17 protein-coding genes and 1 pseudogene are annotated in these 26,371 nt (G+C 39.5%); 14 read left to right on the forward strand and 4 right to left on the reverse strand.

Features of this window, described 5'->3' with window-relative positions:
- Window positions 1-47 precede the first annotated feature (47 nt).
- Together ACK2WI_RS17225 and ACK2WI_RS17230 are read right to left on the reverse strand one after the other, a co-directional pair.
- Window positions 48-467: a hypothetical protein gene (locus tag ACK2WI_RS17225; RefSeq protein WP_312695798.1), complete on the reverse strand. Its 420-nt coding sequence runs from the start codon at window positions 465-467 to the stop codon at window positions 48-50.
- 199 nt (window positions 468-666) lie between these two features.
- Entirely contained in the window at window positions 667-1,155 is a 489-nt protein-coding gene (locus ACK2WI_RS17230) for a hypothetical protein (RefSeq protein WP_409151717.1), read from the reverse strand.
- 283 nt (window positions 1,156-1,438) lie between these two features.
- Here ACK2WI_RS17230 and ACK2WI_RS17235 point away from each other — a divergent pair, with 283 nt between their 5' ends.
- Together ACK2WI_RS17235 and ACK2WI_RS17240 are read left to right on the forward strand one after the other, a co-directional pair.
- Window positions 1,439-4,657 (forward strand): SusC/RagA family TonB-linked outer membrane protein, encoded by a 3,219-nt coding sequence (locus ACK2WI_RS17235; RefSeq protein ID WP_409151718.1) that lies wholly within the window; start codon window positions 1,439-1,441, stop codon window positions 4,655-4,657.
- A 3-nt stretch (window positions 4,658-4,660) separates the two neighbouring features.
- Entirely contained in the window at window positions 4,661-6,151 is a 1,491-nt protein-coding gene (locus ACK2WI_RS17240; protein ID WP_409151719.1) for a SusD/RagB family nutrient-binding outer membrane lipoprotein, read from the forward strand.
- An 89-nt stretch (window positions 6,152-6,240) separates the two neighbouring features.
- Here the strand turns inward: ACK2WI_RS17240 and ACK2WI_RS17245 are convergent, their stop codons facing one another.
- Window positions 6,241-6,390 carry a hypothetical protein gene (locus ACK2WI_RS17245; protein ID WP_409151720.1) on the reverse strand — a complete coding sequence of 50 codons (150 nt, stop codon included), beginning with the start codon at window positions 6,388-6,390 and terminating at the stop codon, window positions 6,241-6,243.
- An 809-nt stretch (window positions 6,391-7,199) separates the two neighbouring features.
- Here ACK2WI_RS17245 and ACK2WI_RS17250 point away from each other — a divergent pair.
- The 5 genes and pseudogenes from ACK2WI_RS17250 (at window position 7,200) to hemW (ending at window position 13,260) form a co-directional block, all read left to right on the forward strand.
- Window positions 7,200-8,360 (forward strand): FG-GAP repeat domain-containing protein, encoded by a 1,161-nt coding sequence (locus ACK2WI_RS17250; protein WP_409151721.1) that lies wholly within the window; start codon window positions 7,200-7,202, stop codon window positions 8,358-8,360.
- 579 nt (window positions 8,361-8,939) lie between these two features.
- A complete protein-coding gene (locus tag ACK2WI_RS17255; RefSeq protein WP_409151722.1) occupies window positions 8,940-10,187 on the forward strand; it encodes a TlpA family protein disulfide reductase in 1,248 nt (415 codons plus the stop codon).
- Between the two features lie 199 nt (window positions 10,188-10,386).
- On the forward strand, window positions 10,387-10,614 hold the full coding sequence (locus ACK2WI_RS17260; protein ID WP_409151723.1) for a hypothetical protein: 228 nt from the start codon (window positions 10,387-10,389) through the stop codon (window positions 10,612-10,614).
- Window positions 10,615-11,023: 409 nt separating this feature from the next.
- Window positions 11,024-11,158: pseudogene (locus ACK2WI_RS17265) on the forward strand (type IV toxin-antitoxin system AbiEi family antitoxin); the annotation flags it as partial.
- Between the two features lie 947 nt (window positions 11,159-12,105).
- Entirely contained in the window at window positions 12,106-13,260 is a 1,155-nt protein-coding gene (gene hemW, locus ACK2WI_RS17270) for a radical SAM family heme chaperone HemW (RefSeq protein WP_409151724.1), read from the forward strand.
- A gap of 60 nt (window positions 13,261-13,320) precedes the next feature.
- On the opposite strand, the gene ACK2WI_RS17275 is transcribed toward hemW, so the two are convergent.
- A complete protein-coding gene (locus tag ACK2WI_RS17275) occupies window positions 13,321-15,786 on the reverse strand; it encodes a glutaminase domain-containing protein (RefSeq protein WP_409151725.1) in 2,466 nt (821 codons plus the stop codon).
- Window positions 15,787-16,215: 429 nt separating this feature from the next.
- On the opposite strand from ACK2WI_RS17275, the gene ACK2WI_RS17280 reads away from it, so the two are divergent.
- The 7 genes from ACK2WI_RS17280 (at window position 16,216) to ACK2WI_RS17310 (ending at window position 26,370) form a co-directional block, all read left to right on the forward strand.
- Window positions 16,216-17,664 carry a glyceraldehyde-3-phosphate dehydrogenase gene (locus ACK2WI_RS17280; RefSeq protein ID WP_409151726.1) on the forward strand — a complete coding sequence of 483 codons (1,449 nt, stop codon included), beginning with the start codon at window positions 16,216-16,218 and terminating at the stop codon, window positions 17,662-17,664.
- Between the two features lie 411 nt (window positions 17,665-18,075).
- Window positions 18,076-18,432 carry a DUF488 domain-containing protein gene (locus tag ACK2WI_RS17285; protein WP_409151727.1) on the forward strand — a complete coding sequence of 119 codons (357 nt, stop codon included), beginning with the start codon at window positions 18,076-18,078 and terminating at the stop codon, window positions 18,430-18,432.
- A gap of 161 nt (window positions 18,433-18,593) precedes the next feature.
- Window positions 18,594-19,526 (forward strand): ketopantoate reductase family protein, encoded by a 933-nt coding sequence (locus ACK2WI_RS17290; RefSeq protein WP_185217424.1) that lies wholly within the window; start codon window positions 18,594-18,596, stop codon window positions 19,524-19,526.
- A gap of 415 nt (window positions 19,527-19,941) precedes the next feature.
- The gene (locus ACK2WI_RS17295) at window positions 19,942-23,094 is read left to right on the forward strand and encodes a PVC-type heme-binding CxxCH protein (protein WP_409151728.1); all 3,153 of its coding nucleotides are present in this window, start codon (window positions 19,942-19,944) and stop codon (window positions 23,092-23,094) included.
- 27 nt (window positions 23,095-23,121) lie between these two features.
- Complete coding sequence (locus tag ACK2WI_RS17300; RefSeq protein ID WP_409151729.1) at window positions 23,122-23,976, forward strand: sugar phosphate isomerase/epimerase family protein; 855 nt, start codon at window positions 23,122-23,124, stop codon at window positions 23,974-23,976.
- 61 nt (window positions 23,977-24,037) lie between these two features.
- Window positions 24,038-25,297: a sugar MFS transporter gene (locus tag ACK2WI_RS17305; RefSeq protein ID WP_093099298.1), complete on the forward strand. Its 1,260-nt coding sequence runs from the start codon at window positions 24,038-24,040 to the stop codon at window positions 25,295-25,297.
- 23 nt (window positions 25,298-25,320) lie between these two features.
- The gene (locus tag ACK2WI_RS17310; RefSeq protein WP_409151730.1) at window positions 25,321-26,370 is read left to right on the forward strand and encodes a ThuA domain-containing protein; all 1,050 of its coding nucleotides are present in this window, start codon (window positions 25,321-25,323) and stop codon (window positions 26,368-26,370) included.
- Window position 26,371: the final 1 nt, after the last annotated feature.

Consider the following 26,371-nt stretch of genomic DNA (forward strand, 5'->3'; position numbering starts at 1 on the left):
AAGCAAAAAAACAAGCTTTCTGTACGAGAAATTTTATTAAAAACGCATTAGCGTTTTTTCTTGTTTTTCTTCTTTTTTTCCAATTGGTCAATCCTTGCTGTTAATGCTGCAATCGTTATTTCTTGAGATTGAATGGTGGATTGCTGTGCGCTGATCACTTTTTCTAAGGCCGCAGATAGTGTTCCGTTGTCGATAGGTTTATCGATTTTAGAAGGAAGGGTAATGGCGACTTCATGGAGATGTTGATTATCCTCTCTCAACATTTCACCAGCACCAGAGACTAACCATTCAGGAGAAATATCGGCGTAGCTAGATAGAATAGTGGCTATTGCATCGGAGCCTAGGGCTGAGTTTTTTTGCACGCCTTTAAAATTTGCATAGGAAAGACCCAATCCTTTAAAAAACTCTACTTTGTGAATTCCCTTTGATTCAGCAATCAATAGTACTCTCTCTTTGATATTACTCATAGTATTTAGTGTTAATAAGTTTGGATAAAATATAGACTAAATTTATTAATAATTTCAGGAATAGCAATAAGTTAACAATAATATAACAAGGTTCCTGCGGAGATTCTGCGAAGGAATGCAGTGCTGCGAAGGGAGAAAAAAGCAAAAAGAAGGCCGACAAAACCACTGGTTTTATCGGCTTTCCACAAATGTCTAATTATTAAAACTTGAAGTTAAACCCTAGGTTTATTGCTCCGAAATTCACATCATTGTTTACGGCACGGTAACCGCCAAAAAGTTCCCATTTCTGCTGTTGGTAACCAATTTTAGGCATGTAGTAGAAACCTCCAGAATCCTCGCCACCGGAAGTGGTCAAGGCATATCCCAGATCAGCTCCGATGAAGAATTCAGGAACGATAGAATATTGTCCAGAAGCCGCCAAAGGGATGTAGTTAAAATCTGAAAAGCCAGCGTCCTTATAATCAGATTTCAGGAAATAGTTCTGGAATCCTACAGTTGGTCCGACTTGGAACTTTTCGCCTACGCTCCAAAGATACGCTGCATCTACACCAGCAGTAAAAGAGGAAACATCGGCCACATCGCCAACTGGAAGTCCGATGTTGGCTCCGATCTTGAATTGACCTGGGCTCTGCGCATTAGCGCCTAAACTTAGCATTAAAATGGATACAGCAAATACTAATTTTTTCATTTGAAATAGTTTATGATTGATTTTCCATCCCAGTTTCAAAAACCGTTCCATCATTTGGTTTTATTGGTCCACAGGTAGAGCTCCTAAATCTATATGTTTAAACAACCATTGATTAATATTTTTTATTTAAAGAAAAGGTTAGCTATCACTGATTTTAGTTCACAATTAATTAATGAATTATAAGTAATAATTTAATATTTGCTTAAAACTACCTTAAAATAGCTTTGCTTCTTTTGCAGAAATATATAGAACAGGGGTTCTATTATTAATCTAAATATTACTTATGGATTTATTAACCGTCCGAAAATCTCGGAAATTCAGCAAAATTGGCTATGCCCTTTTGTGCTGTGCGCTCATTGGAAAATCCGCTTCTGCAAGTAGTCTTGATGAAGCCCATTTCTATGAAACCGCTACCCTATCCATCCAGACCCAAGCAACTGGTAAGATTAAAAACGAAACCAACGAAGTCCTAGTTGGTACCACCATCCGAAACCTGACCAACAAGTTAAGTACAGCAAGTAAACTAGATGGTTCATTCCAAATCGACGCTAAACAAGGCGATGTATTGGAGTTCACCTCACTAGGTTATGTGACACAGACCATTACCTACTCGGGCTCTCCGGTCAACATCGTGATGTTGAAGGATGAATCGGCATTGGAAGAAGTGGTTGTAACCGCAATCGGTATCAAACAACAAAAACGTAAGTTAGGTTATGCAACACAGGAAGTTAAAACAGAGGTGTTGGATCAATCTAAAACCATGAATATCGGGAATGCCTTATCAGGACAGGTTGCCGGTTTGACCGTAACCAATCCGACAGGTATTTTCCAAAAACCTAATTTCTCCCTGCGTGGCAAGAATCCTATCATCGTAATCGATGGTATCGTCGTGGAAACGGATTTCTTCGATATTCCAAGCGAGAACATTGCCAACATCAACGTACTGAAAGGCACCGCAGCTTCTACCTTATATGGTTCTAGAGGTAGGGATGGCGCTATCTTGATCACGACAAAATCAGCCAAAGAAGATGGATTGGAAGTGAGCTTCACCACAACTAACATGGTGACAGCAGGCTTCACGGTATTTCCAGAAACACAGACTGAATACGGTTCGGGATCGAACGGGAAATATGAATTCTGGGATGGTGCCGACGGTGGTATCTCAGATGGTGATATGACCTGGGGACCAAAACTGAATGCAGGGGTGAAAGTTCCGCAATGGAACAGCCCAATAAAAAATAAAAAGACTGGCGAAATCATTCCTTGGTGGGGTGATGTGAAAGGAACGATCTATGATGACCGCTCCTTATACGAACGTGTTCCGATGGATTTTGTGAGCCACAACAACCTTCAGGACTTCCTAAGAACTGGTTTTGTCAATGACAATAATGTAAGCATCGCTTATAAAGGGCAGAAAGCCACTGTATTCTTTACCGGTAAATATGCTATCCAACAAGGACAGGTCCCTAATTCGCAATTGCAATCTGGCGGTGCGACGATGAATACATCCTATATGTTCAATCCGTCCTTAAAATTGGACGTGAATCTATCGTATAACAAGGTCTATTCTCCAAATTACCCAAGATATGGCTACGGACCTAAAAACCACATGTACACCATCTTATTATGGATGGGTAATGACGTAAATGGTAAGGACCTGAGCGAGCATTACTATGTTCCTGGTCAGGAGGGGTTCCGCCAAGCGAACTATAACTATGCTTGGTACAACAACCCCTATTTTGCGGCAAATGAACTGAACCAACAACATAACCGTGATGTACTGCAAGGTCAATCTACCTTGAACTGGCAGGTATCTCCAAACTTTACCGTTCAGGGACGTGCTTCGGCAAGACAGAATTCGTCTTTTGAAAATATGCAAAGTCCGAAATCTTATATGAACTATGGTGATTCAAGAAATGGTGATTATAAGGTTTGGAATAACAAGAGAGTTGATTTTGACGCGGACGTTTTGGCAACTTACCATAAAGAATTTGGTGAGAACTTTGGTATCAGCGTAAATGCTGGTTCATCTGTATACCAACGTAGAATGAACAATTCTTACCTGGCAACAGATGGATTGATCGTACCAAAACTATACAGTTTGGCTAATACGCAGGGTCCCGCTTCGGCTTCGACCTTCAACTCTGAAAAGGTGACCCGCTCGGTATACGGATCAGTGAACTTGGATTTATTTAAATCGACGTACATCAACTTCTCCGGAAGAAATGACTGGTCTTCTTCATTGCCACAAGGAAATAACTCTTACTTCTACCCTGCGGTTTCATTGAGTTCAATCTTATCTGATTACTTCAAATTACCTGCTGGAATTGACTATTTGAAGGTGTACTCCTCATTAGCACAGGTATCAAACGACTTAGATCCATATAGTACTTATTTGACTTATGGAAAGAACTTAACTTATGGATCGACTCCATCTGTTTCTTATAGGGATGTTCTTGCGAATCCTGCTATTTTACCTGAGCAGTCTACGGCTATCGAAGCAGGTTTAGCGCTTTCTTTCCTGAACAATAAAGTAAGTGCCGAAGCAACTTATTACAATGTTTACGATGAGTTCCAGATCAGGGATTTAGCGATCTCAGAAGCTTCTGGATTCCCATTGAGAAAGTCCAATGTGCTGGATTTCAGAACCCAAGGTGTAGAGTTGATGTTGAATATCTATCCGATCAAGAATGAGAACTTCAGCTGGGATTTCTCGGTTAACTGGAGCAGACAGGTGAAAAAATTCGCTGCGATCCATGGCTCTGAGAAATTTGGCAACTATATGGTGGGTGACCGTGCTGATGCCTATTATGCTACCATTTGGCAAAAATCTGCGGATGGTCAAGTGATCCTGAACAATGCGACTAGGATGCCAATCCGCGACAGTTATGCAAAGAACGTAGGTCACTTGGATCCTAATTGGGGATTTGGTTTCCAAAACAGGTTCAATATCCATGGATTCTCATTAAACCTAGATATTGATGGATCTGTTGGAGGATTGATCAACTCTGTAACCCATGAAAAAATGTGGTGGGGTGGTAAACACCCGTCTTCAACCAAGTATAGAGATGCGGAATACACTGCTGGAAAATATGTTTATGTGCCGGAAGGTGTAATCGTAACAGGTGGTGAGCTGGTAAGGGATGTGAACGGGAAGGTGGTTTCTGATACCCGTACCTACGAGAAAAACACACAGGCTGTGAGCTGGCAGACATGGAGCCAGATCTATCCTTACCAAGCAAGGGTAACTGAGGATGAAAACAAATTCTTTGCAAATACCTTTGACCGCTCATTTGTTAAGCTACGCCGCTTATCTGTAGCTTATGACATCAATAAATTTATCAAAACTTCAAAAGTGAAGTCAATCAATGCAACTGTTTTTGGTTACAACCTTTTGATGTGGCAAAATATTCCATTCTTGGATCCTGACTATGGTGATGACAACAACCTTCAAGATCCGTCTGCACGTTACATCGGAGCATCCTTAAACTTTAAATTCTAAACCATGGATATCAAACATATTATCATATTGGGATTTCTTGCTCTCTTTGTGAGCTTAACCTCTTCTTGTAAAAAATTGGAAGAGATCAATATCAATCCCAACGAATCGTCTACAACACACCCACAGTTTTTATTGACAAAAATACAGTGGGAAGCATTCAATGCCTTTAAAGGAACTGGTCCTTTATACGCCCTGAAAATGATTGTGCAGACTGATGGTGAGAACTCCAATCAGATCTATGCATGGCAACGTGGCGATTTCAGTGCTTACGGAAAATTGCGCGATGTAACCAAAATGATTGAGGAAGCTGAGAAAAGAAACCTGCAAGACTATATCGCCTTAGGTAAATTCTTCAGAGCGTATTATTTCTATAACCTTACGCTGACTTTTGGGGATGTTCCTTATTCTGATGCATTGAAAGGTGAAAAAGAAAATAATTATTCTCCTAAATACGATAGCCAAAACGATGTATTTGTAGGGATTTTGAAGGAGTTGGAAGAGGCAAATACCTTGTTATCAAAAGTTGAGAACAGAATCGAAGGAGATATCATTTACGGCGGAACGGCTTCGCAATGGCGTAAATTGGTGAATGCTTTCAGGTTGAAGGTTTTAATGACTTTATCGCCAAAAGAGGCAGATGGAACAATTTCTCCGAAGGCTAAGTTCAGCCAGATCGTTAGCAGCGAACCTTTATTCACTTCGGGCACTGATGATGCTAAATTATTGTACTTAGATCAGATCGGAAACCGATATCCTGAATTCAACTCTAGTGGTTATGGTTCTGGTATGTACGTGGATTCGACTTTTATCAAAAGATTACAAGATCTTAAAGACGCTCGTTTATTCGTATTGTTCACCAGGACTCCGAACGCAGCCAAGGCTGGTAAAGCAGTGAACGATTTCACGGCATATGAAGGTGGGAACCCAATCAGACCTTATGATGAGGTCAACAAGAAAGCGACCAATGGTAATGTTTCAAAGGTTGCCGATCGCTTTACGAAGGATCCTACCAATGAACCATCGGTATTGTTGGGCTACAGCGAGCAACAGCTAATCTTGGCTGAAGCGGTTGTTAGAGGTTGGATATCTGGGAATGCTGACACTTTTTATAATGAGGGTGTGAAGGCTGGATTCAAGTTCTATGAAACTTATGCAAAAGGTCTTGGCAGCTATGTAAATGAGGGTATAGTGAATAACTACTTGGCACAAAACACGGTAAAACTTTCTGCAGTTAGTGGGAAGGAAGAACAAATTGAGCGTATCTTGATGCAAAGATATCTCCGTTCCTTCCATCAAGGAGGCTGGTCGGCATATTTTGACCATCTACGTACTGGTTATCCAAGTTTTGCAAAGACTAACCCGAATCATTTTGCATACAGATGGATGTATCCTCAAGCGGAATACAACTCCAACGCAACCAATGTAGCCGCTGCAATAGCTAGCCAGTTCTCTGGTTCTGATGCAATTACAGCTAAACCTTGGTGGTTGAAATAGTACTCTAAATTAATCATAGAAAGGCCGGAAGTGTATATTTGCGGCCTTCTTTTTTATTTATTGACACCTATGGATCTAGGTATTTCACTTCAGCCCCCAGGAGCGTTGCTCAACCTCCTCATTTTCTCATTATCTTCAATGGAATCTTCCGTAGCGGCCAATTCTGCTGAGTTTTGCAGCGTTAGTTTCTTTGCTTCCGAATTACAGGGTGTAACCAAACCAAGAAAAATAGTTCGCATAAGATTTCTATTTTTCTCATATTACCTGAATATTGGTAAGGCATCAAAGCTACTGTAATCACTTAGTGTCAAACTAATGGTTTTGGTATCTGGGGACAGAACAGCAAATTTCTAGCAGATCAACCCCATCTTATCTGATCCTAAGTACAAAAGCTACTTACCTTTTTCTTTGCGAGGAATAGACATAAATTTTCCGGCGTCCTCTTTCAGTAGACTGTACATTTTTGCATTTGGTTAATAGAATTGATAAAAGTTTTCACCAGGAAAGTTGATGCTTATTACATTTTTTTCAGTGTTGTCTAATCTTAACTCACATTTAGGAAGCCTCTGACAACTTTCGCTTTGGCAAAGCTCAATGTGCCATCATTCACTTATTTTGATGCGATTGCAGCTCGTGATGATTGAGCAGGTTTTGTTTTCTCTACATCCTCAATAACCACTTTGGTATCAAGTACACCCTGATTAACGGTATCCTTGCAATCAGTCCATTGGACTTATCTTGATTGGAGGTGGAACATGTGGCCATTAATAACAGCTACACTCATATAGCGGTAATTAACTTGTGACTAATATTAATTTCTCTTTAAGCGTATTTTATTGTTGGAAGTATGAATCACAAATCATTTTGAATACCAAAAGATAAAAATATGATCTTACAGGAATTGAACAGGCGACCTTATGTCTTTCTCGTTTATTATCAAACATGTCTTTGAAAGGCTATCACTAACTGCTTACAGCTTTTTGATTAATCTCCTAAAACCATGACAGCCCATGATGGACCTACATTGCCAATTGGTTAAATTGAAGATATGAGATTAACACTATTAACCATTCTAGGCCTAGGATTTATACTATCCTCTTCTGGTCAGGATCAAAAAAAGGAGAACTTTGTCGGACCTGTTCACTTCAAAAAAGTGAAGGTTTCATCGGAAACCTATGAATCTGTAGGCGTATTTGATGTGAATGGAGACGGGAAGCCAGATCTGGTGTCTGGAGCGTTTTGGTATGAAGGACCAGACTATGTGCAAAGACATTTTATCTCCGAGGTAAAACGCGTCGATGAATACTGGGATGAATTTATGCATATCCCAATGGATGTCAATGGAGATGGTAAGATGGATTATATAACCGGAGGATGGTTTGCCGGGACGTTATATTGGATGGAGAATCCTGGAGACAATGGGCATTGGAAGAAACATAGGATTGATTCAACCGGCAATATTGAGACGGCAAGGGGGTTTGACCTTGACGGAGATGGGAACCTAGAAATCATTCCAAACAATCCTGGACACCCCTTGAAGTACTATAAATTAATCACTGACTCCAATGGTAAAGGGACTGGACAATTCAGTAAGGTCGATGTGGCTCCAACTCAAGGACATGGAATGGGTTTTGGAGATGTAAATGGCGATAAACGGATAGATATCATTGTCAATAATGGTTGGCTAGAGGCTCCAAAAGATCTTAAGGGGAAATGGACCTTACACCAGGAGTTTGATTTTGGAGATGCAAGCATTCCAGTGTTAGTATTGGAAATCAAAAAAGATGGTATAAATGACCTTATCGTTGGTCAAGCCCACTCCTATGGCCTGCGTTGGTATGAACAAAAGATAGATTCTGACGGTAAACGAGATTGGATAGAACATCCTATTGATCTCAACAATTCGCAATACCATACCATGGAATGGGTTGATATTGATGGCGATGGAGAAGAAGAGCTCATCACCGGTAAGCGATATAGAGCCCACAACGGAAAAGACCCCGGAGCTAACGACCCGATAGGTTTATATTATTTCAAATGGAATGGGGAGTCCTTCACAAAGAATATCATCAGTTATGGCCCCTTTGATCAAGGTAAAGGTGCTGGGATTTACTTTTCTGTAACTGATCTCATGAACACTGGGCGAAAAGATATAATAGTTGGCGGGAAGGATGGATTATATATTTTCTATAATGAAGGCAGGAAATAAGTATAGATTAATAAACTTAGTTTTCCTTGATGATTTTTAAACCAATCACATACCTGGATCCCCTATTTTGTTTAATCTCAGTATTTTGACACCTCAACCCTACCCCCTTGCCTCCACATAATTAGCAACAGCTTTCCCAATTTCTACACCTGAAACCTCTAATAGCACTTGGCGCCCTTCAATTGGGGATTCGAGAATAGAATTCTCTCCGCTTTCAATGGCAAACTCCAATAATAATTCTGTTAGCTACTGAGATCAAAATTCAATAAACCAAAAAGCAGCTAAACTACCCATCGCTCCGAAAATGTACCTTGAGGTACATAATGGCAGATCTAGGATTCTAGATCAATAATTATTATTAAACAACCTTAAGAAAACTAGTATCCAAGCTTTTATGAATATTTTAGGCAGATCCTCCAGGTTGTAAAAAATCAATTGTCCTGTAAAACAAGAATGTTAAATTTATTCAAAATCAGATAATAATCTGAAAGTCACTATTACAAAAAATGGAACTCATTGTTTTTTTTGACAATTGGAATATATTCATTATCATTGAATTAACCTCTTAAACTAATATTAATGAAGCTAATTATATTATTTATAACTATATCTTTTAGTCTAAATTATTATTTATTCGCTCAAGAGTTAAGAATTCCACTTAAGCAAAAAATAGGATTCGGACCATTTGCACCGGATGCGGGAAGTATACTTTTTTCTCCCCCTGAAAATCATCCAATATTTAATGCTTTTAATAGGTTAGAATTTAAAAATATTCCTTCAGATCTTATAGAAGTACAGAAGGGTATTATTCCATTTGATTATTTACAATTTCTATATCAAAATCTTGTTGGAACTGAAAACTTTAAACTTTTTGAAACTTTTAAAAATCAAAGATCTTATAAAACTTCAAATGATAAACTTTCTACAAAACCTATTAAATGTTTTGTGAAGATAATAACAGCAAAAACTAGGGAGGGTAAACCCGTATTTATAATCGATATAAATCAAAATGGAAACTTTGATGATGAAATCATTCAAAGTTTAGAAAGCCTAGAAGATCTAGATGATATAAAAAAACAAGAATTTAATATTAATGAAACTACATTTGAGATTAGTAATTATAACAAAATAATAGATTCAAAATTACCTATTATTGTTTTCAAAAATCAGAATGAGATAAAATATTGCATTCCTAGTTATATGGTTGGAAATTTATCCCCAGAAAACGAAATTTATGTAGGTCATGAATTTCGTTTTCCTGATTATTGGGTTTCTACTATATATATTGATAAGGACAACCGTAACATTAAAAAAAATGAGATGTTTGAATGGGATAGGAAATTCTTTAAAAATTACGGAGTTGAATTAAATTCTAATACATTAATTTTGGAGGAATTAGAACATCGAACTCAGAATTTTGTTTTGGAAAACTTAATTCAAAAAGACATTAAGACAGGCGAAATAATCAAATTGGATGATTATAAAGGGAAATATATTTTTATTGATATTTGGGGATCCTGGTGTTTGCCCTGCTTAAAAATGATGCCTTTTCTAACAGAAATCTATAAAGAAGTAGATGTTTCTAAAATAGGTTTTATAGGAATAGCGGGGAGGGATAAACATACAAATGCTTTAAAAGTCATTAATGACCAATCTATTTTATGGAAGAATATTTTGTCAACAGAAAATAATAATTTAACAGATCTGTTGAATGTCGTTAAATATCCTACAGGTATATTAATAAACCCAGAAGGATTAATTATAGAAAAGGATATTCATGTAGTAGATTTAAAAAGCTATTTACGTAAATATAATCTTTTAAAATAAATTAAACTTTATCTAATAACAATTGATCGAGCATTTAGAAGGTTAATAGTTTCTTTTTAACATTGGGATAATAAAGCTAGACAATATCTGGAGAATAGAACCAATGCATTGAACAATCTCGAAAATGTAGCGGGTATACATGGAGAATGGGAACCTATTGAAAATTTAGAGAAGGATGGAATATAGACAATTTCTTTATATGAAAATCGAATCAAATTTAAAACGGACGGGAAGATCGAAATCAGGCATACAATTAGAACGAATTAAAAATCTAGCTTACGTAAATGATAGGTTTTTACTCTTACCGCAAAACATTTTTCCTAAAGCTAAGGTAATGCAAAGAAAAGAAAACATAGCGTATTTAGATATAGCTGGAAATTTTACTTTAGCAATGAGAACTACTATATTTATATTGAGGGAAACATAACACCAGCAGTGAAAAAAGAAAAAACCTAACTGAGCATTTACTCCTACTGGATTGAATAGTGTTTTTATTACTTACTGAAAAGAACGCCTTAAATATGTCTTGTAGGGAAATTGCTCATCGAGCAAATGTAGCATTAGGCAACGTTCCTTTAGTTATAAATAATTTACAAGAAGCCGGTTATCTAATCGTCAAAAAATATATAATAACTCGTAAACGAGAGCTACTAAACCGCTGGATCACAGGCTATGGCGAGACCTAAGACCAAAACTAAAGGTAGGGAGGTATCGGTTTTTAAAAATAATAATTATTGGAAAGAGCAGCAAGTTGCGCCAGTTGAGGTATGGGGAGGAGAAGCTGGTGCGAACATAATGTCAAATTATATTGAACTCGAAATAAAACACTATACACCAAATTATCGAATATGGAGCTTATGACAAAAATGATGCTTGTTCCAGACTCTAAAGGTGATATTGAAATCATACAACATTTTTGGCAAGAAACAAATAATTTAGAGAAAGACTGTGCTCCGCCTATATTAATTTAAGCTGATTTAATCCTTAGTCAAGATCCAAGAAATAAAGAGGTTGCAGAATTGATTTTTGACAGCTATTTAAAAACTGGTTTTTTCTAATAGGAGATACGGAGAGCTTAAACATATATTTGATAAATTGGAGCACACCTTCAATCAATTAAATACAGATTTTACTTAATAAGCGAATTAGCTAGACAGGTATGGTACGAAAAAGGTAGTATAAGTTTTAGAACAACAAAAGAGGTTGATTATGCTGTATTGATGAGCAATCACGATGAATACCAGCGTATCAGAGAGTATCTCATAGATTCAGAAAATTCACACCATATAGAGGTAATGCATTTGATCTAATTGCCCAAGATATTACGCAAATGGACATATTACCACTTGGTGAAATTGAAGATGATGGAAGGGTCACTGTTATAATGGACAACGCACGACCCGTATTCGTGCAGATGGATTAATAGAGGTGGTATATAATAATGGGATAGAAGATGTAAATTTTGAGACTTAACATTCATTCAAAGTAGCAACATTACCTGCAATAGACTTACTCAAGCTCATTGCTTACGATGACAGACCAGAACAGCTTCAAAAGGATGCTACTGATATCTCGAATCTAGTTGTCCATTGCTTCACATTAAATGACGAAATGATATCTGAACATCAAAACGATTTATTTGATGAAACAAAAGATATAGTTTTCGAAAGCATTGGCCCTGTTGTATTTGGGAGAGAAATGAGAAAATTGCAAATAGCAACGAGGATTTAGAAATACGACTTAATAATATTTTAGAAAAACAAATACAAGAGAGAGAAAATAGTGCATTTGTACGATTAATGGTTAATCCATCAAAAGATGATTCAACTATTGAAAGTGTTGTAAACATATTAAAAAGATATATATAAAGGTTTTAATAATTCTATATAAATATCTTTTTATTCTTAATTCCTTACCTTTGCCTCATACCATCTCAGCGGCACCCATGTTCTATTTCCACATTCCATTTTGCAAACAAGCTTGTCACTACTGTGACTTCCACTTTAGCACTTCCCTAAAGTACAAGGAAGACCTGCTCCAAGCCATGCATCAGGAAATTGAACTCCGAGCATCCTACCTCGACAACAAAAAAGTAGAATCCATATACTTTGGCGGCGGAACCCCTTCCATCCTCCAAGCAAAGGAAATCGACGCCTTAATCGGCAAAGTTGCAAAATACTTTGAAATCAGTTCGGATGCAGAGATCACCCTTGAAGCAAATCCTGACGACTTGGATAAAAAGAAAGTCCAAGCACTCCGCAACACCGAAATCAATCGCTTAAGCATCGGCATTCAATCTTTCTTCGAGGAGGACCTCAAATGGATGAACCGTGCCCATAATTCCGACGAGGCCAGGTCTTCGATCATGCGTGTGCAGGATGCAGGTTTTGAAAACATTACCTGTGACCTTATCTATGGGTATCCCCTATTGACCAATAGCAAATGGAAAACCAATATGCAATCCCTGATTGACCTGGAAATCCCGCATATCTCTTCCTACTCCATGACAGTGGAAAAGAAAACTGCATTAGCACACCTTATCAACAAAGGGAAAACTCCAGCACTCAACGAACAGCAGAGCGCCGAACAGATGTTGATGCTTATCGATACATTGACTTCCTCGGGATATGAACATTATGAGATTTCCAATTTTGCTAAGCCGGATCGTTACGCCCGTCACAACAGCAATTACTGGAAAGGAAAACCGTACTTAGGCATAGGCCCTTCAGCACATTCCTTCAATGGAACTTCCAGGTCCTGGAATATTGCCAATAATGCCCTGTACATCAAAGGCATCCTAACCAAAGAACTCCCGCTTGAAACTGAACAACTGAGCAAGAATGACCGATTCAATGAATATGTCATGACCTCTTTAAGAACCAAATGGGGAATCGACAAAAACTACGTGGAAAAGGAATTTGGAAACGATTACCTGAGCACCATCCTTAGGAACATTGAGCAATATGTTCACAACCAAGAAGTATTGATCTCAGAAGAAGGCATCATCAGTTTAAGCCCATCCGGAAAATTACTGGCCGATCAGATTGCTGCCGAATTATTTATCGTCGATTAAAAACAAAGGAGGATGCTTTCACATCCCCCCTCTCTAATTAACCTAATATATAACCTGATCTTAGTTTCCTTTTTTAATCAAATCCTCAAAACGTTTGATGAAATACCCACCTACAACCGCTCTTGCCTTAAACCCTCTGCGTTCAGGACGATCCGTCCAAATCCAGTCCGACATCGGTACGCGCGTCGTCGACTCGTTCATAAACAGATAGACTGGCTTTATAAATTTCTGGAAGTCTTCTTGCTTACCCGCCATGGTAGCTGTCCAAAAAATCCAGTCCGTCTTGGTATAGGCCTCACGGCTATCCAAAGGAAGCCCATATTTATTCTGTTTGGTCAAGTAGTACTTGATCTCGGTTTCCCTGATCTTCGGATCAAAAATCCCCATGTCAAATATCTTATCCCAAACCATGTTGTATTTCTGGCTCCAGGTTCCTGATTTATCAAAAGTAAGCTTGTAATGATCGCCATCCTTTGCCATCTGTTCCCACTCTTTCGCCATTTGCTTAGCCTTAGTAATATATTTCGCGCCTACTTCATCCTGCCCCAACATCTTTGCTAAATAACCATAAGATGCTATCCCAATAATCGCCTTGACTGAAAGGTTCGCATTATGGGCGAAATGGCCTGCGAAATCATCTGTACAAAGCTGATTCTCTGGATCTAGGCCTTTTTCTACCAAATAATCTGCCCAAGTGGTCAATGTAGCCCAATGCTTGTTCGCATAATCAGCATTTCCTTCTGCCCTTGCAATGGCGTAAGTCAGGATCAACATATTTCCACCTTCTTCGATCGGCATATCGCCTCCGTAGGTCTGACCGTTTCCAACAGGATAGGTACCGATATCATGCGAAGGGAATGGCTTTTGCCATTTTCCAGATTCTGAATAGTAAAAAATAAAGTTAGCCAGGCCCTTTGCCAGTTCTGGATTATAGATCAAGAACAGGGGCGATGAAGGATAGGTAATGTCCACCGTACCGATTGACCCATTACTGTCGTTTTCTTTTGACAACCAAAGTAGGTCACCATTAGGCGCTTCTACCAGTTTATGGGCAGCAATGGATTGTCTATAAGCCAAAGCACACAGCTCAGCATATTCTTTTCCATATTGCTGATATTCTTGTATGAATTTATCATCAAACTTCTTGCTCGCCGCCATCAATTGATCATACTCCTTAAAGGCGATTTCAAACTGTTGTTCAATGCTGCTGTTTTCTTTACGGTTCCAATAAGGTCTAAGGTTGGTATTAAAATATTGAATGGCATAGACATCATCATAACCAATGGCAACTTTGCCTTTTGCCGTACCATTGACCTTCAATTTCTTGGTCAATGCCAATTGCTTTACTCCGCCCTTTTGATCAGCATCGGTAGCAGTCCCTAAAGCAAATGCAGAACGCAATGCCGTGCTCGGAGCTACCTTTGCCGTTGTTCCGGCACTCTCACTGGCCAAATAGAAATATCCCCAATCGTTTTTCACATGGTCACCTGTCCTGCCCAATATCTTTTGTGCCGTTGATCCTGTCTTTAAATAGGTAATCCCATTTTTTTCAAAGCTACTTGAAACCGATTCCTGGGTCGGAAGGTTCAATGCCCAATTTGGGGAAGCTTCAAAATACAGCTCAATTTCTTTCGGTTGTGGCGATTTGATTTCATAACTCAAATAGTTGATCGGCCTAGACAATAATTCCAGATTATCCAAAAATACTGGAGCCGTAAAGGTCACTTTCAATTCCACATCTCCACATTGGAAGGTATATAGAGTCTGCATAGGCTGTACATCTACAGAAATCTGCTTTGCTGTATTTGCAAAAAAGGCCTTATCACTACGCTCCACCAACAGTCCAAAATCCAGAAAGCCATTTGCGCCTCCGTTGAAACAGTAGGCGGCAATACTATTCTTGCCTTTCTTTAAGGTCTTTACTACCTCCTCAGTTAATTTAACTCGTTTATTCTTTCCAGTTCCACCATGGTTGACTACTTCAATGCCATTCACATAGATCTTGACATCATCATCATGCGAATATTCCAGGTACACGGATTTATTGCTTAGATCTTCTGCAAGTATCACTTCTCTCCTTACCCAGATCTTATCTGTGGTCCAATTGGTCTTGCTCAGCGATTCATTTTCAGTTGTACCAAATGCACCTTTCCCAGCTTGCCATTTAGAAGCATCGAAACCCTTGGAAGACCAATCTTTTGCTGGTTCCGTGGTTACATACTTTCCATCCCATGCCTTGTCCTCTCCGTTCGGGATTACCGTTAGCATCTCTACATCCTCGGCTCCCATAAATCGATAGAACTGTCCGTCCACTTTCAACACTCCCATAAAAGGCAAGTTCTTATCCGACCAATGTGAAGGATTGGAATCATATAGGTTATTGGTATAAGACCATGCGCTGGTATTTGGGTCTAAGGTAATCAGGGGAAAAGCTGGTGCTCGTAAATCATTCTTGATATGTTGCGCTGACAACATTTGTGTCAGCAGCAATATAAAAACCCCAAGGACATTTGTTTTATTAATCATAGGTAATTCTGTAAATCGTCTGTGATAGATATAGCGGAGGTCCGAGACTCAAAAAACTGAATTCTAGGTATTCCTCATGAAATATTTTCTGGATTAAAGGTTTATTATCTCTTATCGATTAGCTTAAAGATAGCAACTAAAACGTTTTAAGCAACTTCTGTAAGGAATTCTTTACAATTCATTAAAATGTGTAATAAACCTAGATTATTAAATATTTATCCCAAACAGCACTTTATTAAGTAAAATAAGCAAAAAGCGTTTAGCAAACAAGAGAAGAGTGTTGATATATTCCCAAAATATCATTGTAATTTTTAAAAAATAACAAAAAGAACAAACATTAAGTAGCTAATTCTTGCCAAATTTTCAATTTTAATTTTTTAAGCAATACAAAAGCTCTAAGTTTGCGTGAAATTTCTTCATTCAATAATTATGATACACAATTCTACTTTTGAGGACCAGATCAAAAGTTACAAATCAAACCAAAATGCATGCGTTAAGCTTATTCAAATAATAAGCGACTTATGGTTTAACCAATCCATAGAACTCGTGCTCTTCAGAAACCAATTGATCGATCGCCGAGTTAGTTTTATTCTGAATCTACATCAAGAAACAAAAGAGTATACCGGTGTGGAGTTGAATATTATGGAAACCTTAAAGGTTGCCGAGGCTATCTATGCCCTAGATCTCAATCCTTCAAGGTTAGATATCGGAAAATTGGCATTGAACATCCGCAAACAACGGATCCAAGAAGCTGACGTCCAAGAATTTGTCCGCAAAGAGTTGGGACCAGCCAATCAACACTTACCTTTCCAGCCAAAAGATGTGGTTCTTTATGGTTTCGGAAGGATAGGAAGGCTCCTTGCTCGCGAACTCATCAGCAAGGCTGGAGCAGGCAGACAATTGCGTTTAAGAGCCATCGTAACACGAGATGAGGTTGATAAAAAAACATTGGAGAAAAGAGCAGCTTTGCTAAGACAAGATTCCATCCATGGAAACTTTGATGGCGAAGTTGCAGTTGATGCTATAAACGGGGCATTGATCATCAATGGGATTCCCGTGTACATTATCTCAGCCAAAAACCCTGAAGATATCGACTATGGTAAATACGGTATCAAAGATGCCTTAGTTATTGATAATACAGGTGCTTTCCGTGATGATAAAGAATTGGCTAGGCATCTGACATCCAAAGGAGCTGCAATGGTCTTATTGACCGCCCCTGGAAAAGGTGTTCCAAATATCGTTTATGGTGTAAATGAATTGGATGCAGACCCTAAAAAGGACCATATTTTCTCAGCAGCTTCTTGTACAACCAATGCCATCTCACCGGTATTGGCAGTTTTGGAAAAAGAATTGGGCATCAGTAAAGGTCATATCGAGACCATCCACTCCTATACCAATGACCAAAACCTAGTCGATAACATGCACAAGAAATCCAGAAGGGGCCGTGCAGCTGCATTGAACATGGTGATCACAGAAACCGGTGCTGGCTCAGCAGTGGCAAAAGTATTGCCTGCCTTGGCTGGAAAACTCACCTCCAATGCCATCCGCGTTCCTGTACCAAATGGATCATTGGCAATCCTCAACTTAGAATTAAATAACAAAACAACCTTGAACCAACTGAATGACCTGTTGAAAAAGGCAGCATTGGATGGTGACCTGGTTGAACAGTTAAGCTATACCAACAATTCGGAACTCGTTTCTTCAGATATCATCGGAACTTCAGCAGCATCCGTTATCGATGCTCCTGCAAACATTGTTTCGGAAGATGGAAAAACAGCCATTATCTATGTATGGTATGATAATGAATATGGTTATTCTCACCAAGTCATGCGATTGGCAAGACATATCGCTGGTGTAAGGAGATATACTTATTACTAGTAATAGATAGGGGCAATTTGATCAAATTGCCCCTTTTCTTTTTTCTTTTTCAAATCTCATTCCTGCTTTTAACAGGTTCATTCCCATATCAACCATCCAAACATAATAATCTGAGACAAAAACGGAGGATGGGAACAAATCAAATAATTACGAAATCCTTATAATTCATAACATTTATTGTATAACTGTTCTAAGTCAATACAATTTATTCTCAACAAATATTAGCGTTCATCGGAACTTGTCCAGAGAAGATTTCTCTATCAAAGTACATGAACCCGTTTTAAAACCGAATATTTGACAACTAATGTATGCATAAACTGGAAAGAAGACAATTCATTTGGCAATCCAAGATGAAGTTTTGAAAAATCAAAACAAAAACCTTTCATATTCCTTATATTAACATATAATATTATGGAAATCCAAATTAAAAGGATATATGAGCCCCCGTCACCCCTTGATGGGTATAGGGTTTTAATTGATCGGATTTGGCCCAGAGGAGTAAAGAAAAATGGCGCCAAATTGGATGAATGGAACAAGGATATCGCTCCTTCAACTGAATTGAGAAAATGGTTCGGACATATACCCGAAAGATTTGATGAGTTCTCCCTTAGGTATCAAACAGAATTAGATAGTCAAAAAAACGACCTTTTAAGATTAGGAAACATTGCGCAAAAAGAAAACCTTTGCCTTCTCTATAGTGCCAGGGATCCCCTACACAACCAAGCGATAGTCTTAAGGAACTTTTTATCCAAATTGACCAGTGGATAATTTAAGCATTCCTGGGACGTGACTGGAAACACAAGGGTATAAATTAGGGTGTTTATTGTTCTGAGCCTCCTTTTCTACGAATGTATATTATCTTTATGACTATATCATAACATGGTGACTGAAAACCCCAAAGACTGGTAATCATCTAAACAAAAACGGACATGATAGAAAAAACAAAAGTATTGATAGCTGGACTTGGTGCAATTGGAGGATATTTTGGTTGCAAGCTCTGTGCCTCCAACCCAAATGATGGAAGTCTGTCAATAGAATTCTTAGTGAGGGAAAAATCAGTTTCCTTTGTTCAGGAACAAGGTTTGATGGTAAGAGATGGAGGATTGGAGATTACCGGTAAACCTGATGATGTGTTCCACGATGCAAGGGGAAAGGGAACCTACGATTATATATTGATCTGCACCAAGACCCCAGACTTATTGGGCATTTTGGATTGCATTTCGCAATCCGTGGGCGAGCGTACTGTTATCATACCCCTGATGAACGGGGTTCAATCGGTCTTGCAAATCAAGGAAAGGTTCCCCTCTGCCCTGGTATGTTACGGATGTACAAACATAGTCGTGAGGAAGGTGGGGGACGGTGCTGTGGAAAAATTTTCAGAATTTGAAAAACTGCATTTTGGGATACCCAGCCAGACGGACGATCGCCTTACATATTTTTACCAATTGCTACGTTCAGCTGGGATTGATGCTGGACTTACAGAAGAGATTGAACCTGTGATCTGGACCAAATTTCTCTTTATTTCTTCGGCTGCCGCATCGACATGTTACTTTAACGCCACATTTGGACAGATTAGAAGTAACCGGGATTTTTTCGATACGTTTCTAGCGCTCCTGGACGAAGGTATTGATTTGGCTTTAAAAATGAACGTGAGACTAAATCTAGGAACCAAGGAAAATATCATTGGTATGCTGATGGCGACACCTATTGACGCCACCACTTCCCTTCATTCGGATTTACAGGATAACAACCCTAGGAACGAAATGGAAGAGCTTATAGGTTTCTTCGAGGCTAAATCAAAAGAGATGGGAATTGGAATGCCTTACCACCAAATGGTTTATGAAAGTCTCAAAAAGAAATAAAGTTGGACACTGAAGACCTCCAACCAAACCCAAATGCCAGTCCTACCTTGATCGGACCATCTATTTTGGACCATGCCCATACCTTGACAATTGTGCTCTGGATGCCTAACACCGTACTCATATCCATCTTTCGAGGTCTATCTATTTTTTGTTCTTTTTGAGGAAATGAGATTTAGAAATTGAAGATTTAACACCTATTTCCCCGATTATCCACCATAATTTTATAGTTCAACCCATTGGTATTACTTTAAAAGATAATACCAAAACCATTTTCTTTCCACAAAAACAGGGTTATTGTAAAATTTTTGTACAACAGGACAGTACATGACACCCAACATTGATTATAAGGTTATATTTGGTTAACCAGAATTGTATCGATTCTCATAAATCTAAACAAACCGCTATAACAATTAATATGAACCGTTTTAGGCAATTTATTTTGTTCTCTTTAATCTTAGTCCTATCCAGTTGTACGCACAAGCCAACCATGGAGCCAGTGAAGATCCAAAAAGATTCCCGCATCGTCCTAATTGGAAACAATTTGGGTTCAAGGATGATGGAATATGGTGATTTTGACACCGAACTTCAAACAAGATTCCCTGACTATAATTTATTTATCCGAAATATCTGTAGCCCCGGCAATACCCCTGGCTTTAGACCCCACCCTTCCAGGAACTCCCCTTGGGCATTCCCGGGAGCGGAAAAGTTCAATCCTGAATTTGATATCAATACAGGCAGTGAAGGACATTTCCCTACGGAAGATGAATGGTTGATAGAATTGAAACCTGATGTGATCCTTGGTTTCTTCGGCTATAATGAATCCTTCCGAGGACCTGAAGGCATTGAGGACTTCAAGGGCGAAATAGCGGCGTTTATTGACCATACCAACAGCCAAGATTACAATGGTGGTAAGGGCACTACCCTAGTGCTGATCTCCCCTATTGCTTTTGAGGATTTGACCGATACATATGACCTACCAGACGGAAAAGAATTCAACAAAAACATCCAGCTCTATGCGGATGCGATGGAACAGGTGGCGAAAGACAAGAAAGTCCCTTTCCTTGATGTTTTTGACATCAGCCAAAAATGGTATGATCAGAGCTCTGATTATTTGACCATCGATGGTTCACAGCTTTCGGAAAAAGCCTATGGAAAATTCGCTGATTACTTGGTGACCAGCATATTCGGCAAAGGCGAAGGAAAGGCTTCAATCCATAAAGATGAAATCAAAAAAGCGGTTTTAGAAAAAGACTGGATCTGGACTCAGGACTTCAAGATCCCAAATGGCGTGCATGCATACGGCCGTCGCTTTAATCCGTTTGGTCCAGAGAATTATCCTTTTGAAATCAAGAAACTCCGCGAAATGGGCTATATCCGTGATACTGCAATCTGGAAAGCCGCCGAGGGTGAATCCTATGATTTGGCAGCGATGGATAAAAACACCCTAAAGCTACCTGAAGTAAAAACGAATTATGACTTTGGACAAGATCCAAATTCTAAATACCTGTATGGAGAAGAAGCATTATCCAAATTCCATACGGCACCCGGTTATAAGATTGATCTATTTGCTTCGGAAAAGGAATTCCCAGATTTGGCAAACCCAGTTCAGATATCCTTTGATTCCAAAGGTAGGCTTTGGGTAGCCACCATGCCCAGCTATCCACATTATAAAGCTGGTGATGGAAAACCAAATGACAAGATCATTATCCTAGAGGATACCGATGGCGATGGCAAAGCTGATAAACAATCCATCTTTGCAGACCATTTACATCTTCCGATTGGTTTTGAATTTGCTCCAGAAGGGGTTTATCTATCCCAAGGAAAGAATTTGGTTCTATTGAAAGATACCGACAATGATGGCAAAGCAGACCATAAAGAAGTTATTTTAAGTGGTTTTGACGACCATGATACCCACCATGCCCATAGTGCCTATAGCATGGATCCTTCAGGGGCGATTTTCATGGCAGAGGGTGTATTCCTACATACCAATGTAGAGACTTCCTATGGACCAGTTCGCGGTGTCAATGGCGGATTTTACAGATATGCTCCGCAAACCAAGAAATTGGAGCGTGTGGCACAGGTTTCCATTCCTAATCCATGGGGAATTGCTACGGATGAATGGGGACAAACCATCTATCTGGAAACTTCTGGACCAGATGTGAGATGGATGCTTCCCGGAAGTATCAAACCGAGATATGGGGAATCCAACGACAAGTCCTTTTCTTTAGTGGACGAAAATCATCGTGTGCGTCCTACTTCAGGACTGGAGTTTATTTCATCAAGCCATTTCCCTGATTCAGTTCAAGGCGATTACCTATTGAACAATACCATCGGCTTCTTAGGAGGCAAGCAACATACCTTTGTAGATGATGGAACCGGCTATAAATCTAAGCACAGGCAGGATCTATTTTGGTCCGATGACAAGAACTTTCGTCCTGTTGATGCAGAGATTGCCCCAGATGGTTCGTTGTACATCGTTGACTGGCACAATATGCTGATTGGACATATGCAGCACAACGCACGCGATCCACTTCGTGACCATGTACATGGCCGAATCTATAGGATTACCTATCCGTCTAGGCCGTTGGTAAAACCAGCGAAGATAGATGGTGCATCCATTGATGAATTACTTGAAAACCTAAAACTCCCTGAAATCAGGACCCGTTATAGAACGCGTACGGAACTGAGAATGCGAGATAATGATGAAGTGGCCAAGAAAGCAACCGCTTGGGCTGAGAAATTGGATACTAAAGACCCGAAATACCTGCACAACCTATTGGAAGCGATGTGGGTGACTTGGGGGGCAAATAAGATCAATGCAGACCTTGTCCAAAAATTATTGGAATCTAACGACTATCATGCTCGAGCTGCAGCAATCCACGCCATTCGCTATAATACCGATAAGATCAAGAATTATAAAGATTTGATGGCCAAGGCAACAAAAGATGAAAGTGGTCGTGTTAAATTAGAGTTGATTGCAGCAGCATCATGGCTGAAACCAAGTGAAGGTATTGATTTGATGAATGGGATTGACAGTACAAGCCTTGATCAGTGGAACAAACCAGCATACTTGACATCCGTTGCGCATCTGAACAACAAATCGGTGAAGGAGAAATCGGAAACCAGTAAAACGGCAACGAAATTGACTGGCCCTGCCTTAGAGCAATACAGACGAGGCGCTGTGATCTATGCGAAAGAAGGCTTCTGTGTTACCTGCCACCAACCGAACGGCAAAGGATTGGATGCCTCTGGCTTCCCGCCGTTGAATGCGAGCAAATGGGTTACCGGAAGTGAAGATCGATTGATCAAATTAACCTTGAATGGTCTATTGGGACCAATTGAGGTCAATGGCAAGAAGTATCCAGGTCAGGTACCGATGACTCCATTTGGAATGATGCTGAACGACCAAGAGATTGCAGACGTACTGACTTATGTCAGGAATTCATTTACCAATGAGGCAAATCCAATCTCTGCAGCTAAGGTAAAGGAAATCCGGGAGTCCATTAAAGATAAAAAGGGCTTCTATTCGCCAGAAGATCTATTAAAAGAACATCCATTAGAAAACTAAGATTAATTGTAAAAAGATATATAAAGAATGAACAAAATAGGATTTAACATTTTACCATGGACTGCAGGAGTTACCGAAAAGGCATTCCCCATTTTAGATCGATTAAAGAAAATAGGTTATGATGGTGTTGAAGTATTTATAGGATCTCCCGATGAAGAAGAATATAGGGCATTGGCAAAACATGCCCATGACCTAGGTTTGGAAGTCAACGCGGTAACTACACTTGGCGAAAATGAAAGTCCCATCTCGACAGACACGGCAAGTCGAAGTCGAGGATTAGATAGAATAAAGTGGGCAATTGACCGAGCACATGATTTGGGTTCGACGATTTTATGCGGACCCTTTCATTCTGCTCATGGTTATTTTTCCAGGGCGGCACCTACAGACCAGGAATACCATTGGGCAGCAGAAACCTTGCGCGCAGCCGGCGACCATGCCCAGCAGGCTGGAATAACCCTTACGCCTGAAGCTGTCAATCGATTTGAAAACTATCTGGCAAGCTGTATCGATCATTTAGCTTATTTGATCGACCTGACCGACCATCCGCATGTAAAGGGAATGTATGACACCCACCACGCCAATATTGAGGAAAAAAGTATGCGAAATTCTATTCAGAAAATTGCTCCAGTTTTGGCGCATGTCCATATCAGCGAAAATGACCGTGGTACTCCTGGAAGAGGATTGGTGCATTGGGATGAGGTTTTTCAAGCCCTTAATGAGGTCAATTATTCTGGCTGGTACACGATTGAGGCCTTCTCAAGAGCGGATCCGGATTTTGCGAACGCCATCAATGTATGGCGAGAATACTCCGATCCATGGGAGATTGCAGAACATGGATATCATTTTATCAAAAATAATCTAGTGAATTTTGAGAAAAAATAAGTTATCTTGTTGATTGATTTAAAATCAACACAAAATAATTTAACCACAAATAAACCACATTATGAGTAAACAAGTTAACCCTAGTGCCTTGTTTTTAGGAAGCTGTCTAGCCCTAATCACTACAGGTCTTACCTTTTCAATTCGTGCTGGGATATTACCTCAGCTAGGTCAAAGCTTCAATTTATCTGCCGAACAACTGGGATTTATCAATTCCATGTGGTTTCTCGGCTTCCCGATCTCCATGATCTTGGGAGGAATTTTCTATTACAAAATTGGCCCTAGCAATATTATGCGCTTTGCATTCGTTTCCCATACCCTTGGGATATTGTTGACCATCTTTGCGACTGGTTATTCGACCTTATTGATTTCAACTTTATTTATCGGTTTAGGAAATGGCTGTACCGAAGCGGCTTGTAATCCTTTGATTGCCGATCTATATTCGGGCAAGAAAATGGATAAGATGCTGAACAGGTTCCATATGTGGTTCCCCGGTGGTATCGTATTGGGAAGTTTGATTTCCTTAGTCATGACTAAAATGGGTGCAACTTGGCAAACTCAGATGTGGATCATTATGATCCCAACAATTTTATATGCGATCATCTTTTACGGAAAAGCATTCCCTAAACCAAAAGAAGAAAGTGCAACCTCTCTTTCCAATAATTTCAAGGCCATGTTCTCGCTTACCTTTATCTTCTTGTTCTGCTGTATGGCATTAACGGCTATCTCTGAATTTGGACCACAACAATGGGTAGGAATCATTATGGCAAATAGTGGTGCCAGTCCTATGTTGGTATTAGCCTTGGTTACAGGTCTAATGGCAGTAGGCAGATTCTTTGCTGGACCAGTTGTCAAAGCTTTAGGCCAAACCGGTGTATTACTGGGCGGAGCCATCTTTGCCACCATTGGTGTTTACCTATTCTCTGTTGCAACAGGAGGAATGGTCTACGTAGCAGCCATATTATTTGCGATTGGGGTATGTTACTTCTGGCCTACCATGATTGCCACAACAGCACAGCGCGTACCATTGAGCGGTGCCATCGGCATGTCCGTGATCGGTGGTGTAGGAATGTTCTCGACTTCCATCTTCCAACCAATAATCGGTCGTTGGATTGATAGTTCTAAAGCTGCTGTACAACAATCAGGAGAAGTGATAGAAAATTTAGATTTATTAGTAGGTCAGGTGACCCTTGCTAAATTGGCTATCTTCCCAGGTATTTTAATTGTCTTGTTCTTGTTCTTCCATTTCTGGCAAAAGAGAGCCTACAAAGGTCAGCACGAAACCGAAGAAGGGACCTCAAATGCACAGGTAGAGACTATATAACTCGAAAACATTCATAAGAAATAATGACACATCAACCCAGAACCACCTCTATTCTTTCATTTTGGACCAATAAACTCCTGTTGATAGCCTTTCTATCCTTCAGTTTTGGCCTAAGCAATTGTATTGCCCAGCAAAATAATTGGTTACACTTTACCCCTGAAAAGGCGCAAGCCAAAGGCAAGAAAGTGGTGCTGATTTCTGGAGATGAAGAATACCGTTCTGAGGAAAGCTTACCCATGCTGGCGAAAATCCTAACTCAAAAGCATGGGTTTGAAACTTTCGTTCTCTTTGCCATAAACCCAGAGACGAAACAGATTGACCCTGAATACCAAAAGAACATCCCCGGACTTGAAAACCTGCAGAATGCAGATTTAATGATCATAGCAAGTCGGTTCAGAGAATTGCCAGATGAACAGATGAAACATGTTGACAATTTCCTTAAAGCTGGAAAACCAGTTATCGGATTACGTACAGCAACCCATGCATTCAACTTCCCGAAAGAATCTAAAAGTGCATATAAGCATTATGGCTTCAGTAATCAAGAAGGAGATTGGAAAGGTGGATTTGGTGGATTTATTTTAGGGGAAACCTGGATCAATCACCATGGAGACCATGGCACAGAAGGCTCTTTAGGTTTGATGAATGGTCTACAGATCAATGCCAAAAACCCTATCCTTTTGGGTGTTGAGGACATTTGGGTGCCTTCAGATGTGTATGGGATCAAAAACAGCTTAAAGAATTCAGAAATCCTGGTTTTCGGTCAACCGACCTTGGGAATGACCGCAGAAAGCCCTATCAATAGAAAGAAATCAATTATGCCGGTTGCTTGGACCAAGGATTACCAAATCCCTGGTGGTAAAAAAGGTAAAGTTTTCACCACGACCATGGGATCTTCCATTGACCTATTGGACAAGAACCTAAGAAGGCTGATCGTGAATGCCTCTTACTGGGCGGTTGGTTTGGAAAATGAAATCAAAGCGGATTCCAATGTGGATCCTGTAGGAGAATTCAAACCTATTATGTTTGGTTTCGGAACCCATGTGAAAGGGAAATATCCTAAGGATTACCTATAGT

The organism is Sphingobacterium sp. BS-2, from assembly GCF_046161205.1.
Classification (GTDB): domain Bacteria; phylum Bacteroidota; class Bacteroidia; order Sphingobacteriales; family Sphingobacteriaceae; genus Sphingobacterium; species Sphingobacterium mizutaii.

Coding starts and splice junctions, on each gene's coding strand:
- ACK2WI_RS17240 (WP_409151719.1), top strand. CDS start 4,661: ATGGATATCAAACATATTATCATATTGGGATTTCTTGCTCTCTTTGTG.
- ACK2WI_RS17255 (WP_409151722.1), top strand. CDS start 8,940: ATGAAGCTAATTATATTATTTATAACTATATCTTTTAGTCTAAATTAT.
- ACK2WI_RS17230 (WP_409151717.1), bottom strand. CDS start 1,155: ATGAAAAAATTAGTATTTGCTGTATCCATTTTAATGCTAAGTTTAGGC.
- ACK2WI_RS17280 (WP_409151726.1), top strand. CDS start 16,216: ATGATACACAATTCTACTTTTGAGGACCAGATCAAAAGTTACAAATCA.
- ACK2WI_RS17250 (WP_409151721.1), top strand. CDS start 7,200: ATGAGATTAACACTATTAACCATTCTAGGCCTAGGATTTATACTATCC.
- ACK2WI_RS17285 (WP_409151727.1), top strand. CDS start 18,076: ATGGAAATCCAAATTAAAAGGATATATGAGCCCCCGTCACCCCTTGAT.
- ACK2WI_RS17225 (WP_312695798.1), bottom strand. CDS start 467: ATGAGTAATATCAAAGAGAGAGTACTATTGATTGCTGAATCAAAGGGA.
- ACK2WI_RS17275 (WP_409151725.1), bottom strand. CDS start 15,786: ATGATTAATAAAACAAATGTCCTTGGGGTTTTTATATTGCTGCTGACA.
- ACK2WI_RS17295 (WP_409151728.1), top strand. CDS start 19,942: ATGAACCGTTTTAGGCAATTTATTTTGTTCTCTTTAATCTTAGTCCTA.
- ACK2WI_RS17260 (WP_409151723.1), top strand. CDS start 10,387: ATGAAAATCGAATCAAATTTAAAACGGACGGGAAGATCGAAATCAGGC.
- ACK2WI_RS17310 (WP_409151730.1), top strand. CDS start 25,321: ATGACACATCAACCCAGAACCACCTCTATTCTTTCATTTTGGACCAAT.
- ACK2WI_RS17245 (WP_409151720.1), bottom strand. CDS start 6,390: ATGCGAACTATTTTTCTTGGTTTGGTTACACCCTGTAATTCGGAAGCA.
- ACK2WI_RS17290 (WP_185217424.1), top strand. CDS start 18,594: ATGATAGAAAAAACAAAAGTATTGATAGCTGGACTTGGTGCAATTGGA.
- ACK2WI_RS17305 (WP_093099298.1), top strand. CDS start 24,038: ATGAGTAAACAAGTTAACCCTAGTGCCTTGTTTTTAGGAAGCTGTCTA.
- ACK2WI_RS17235 (WP_409151718.1), top strand. CDS start 1,439: ATGGATTTATTAACCGTCCGAAAATCTCGGAAATTCAGCAAAATTGGC.
- ACK2WI_RS17300 (WP_409151729.1), top strand. CDS start 23,122: ATGAACAAAATAGGATTTAACATTTTACCATGGACTGCAGGAGTTACC.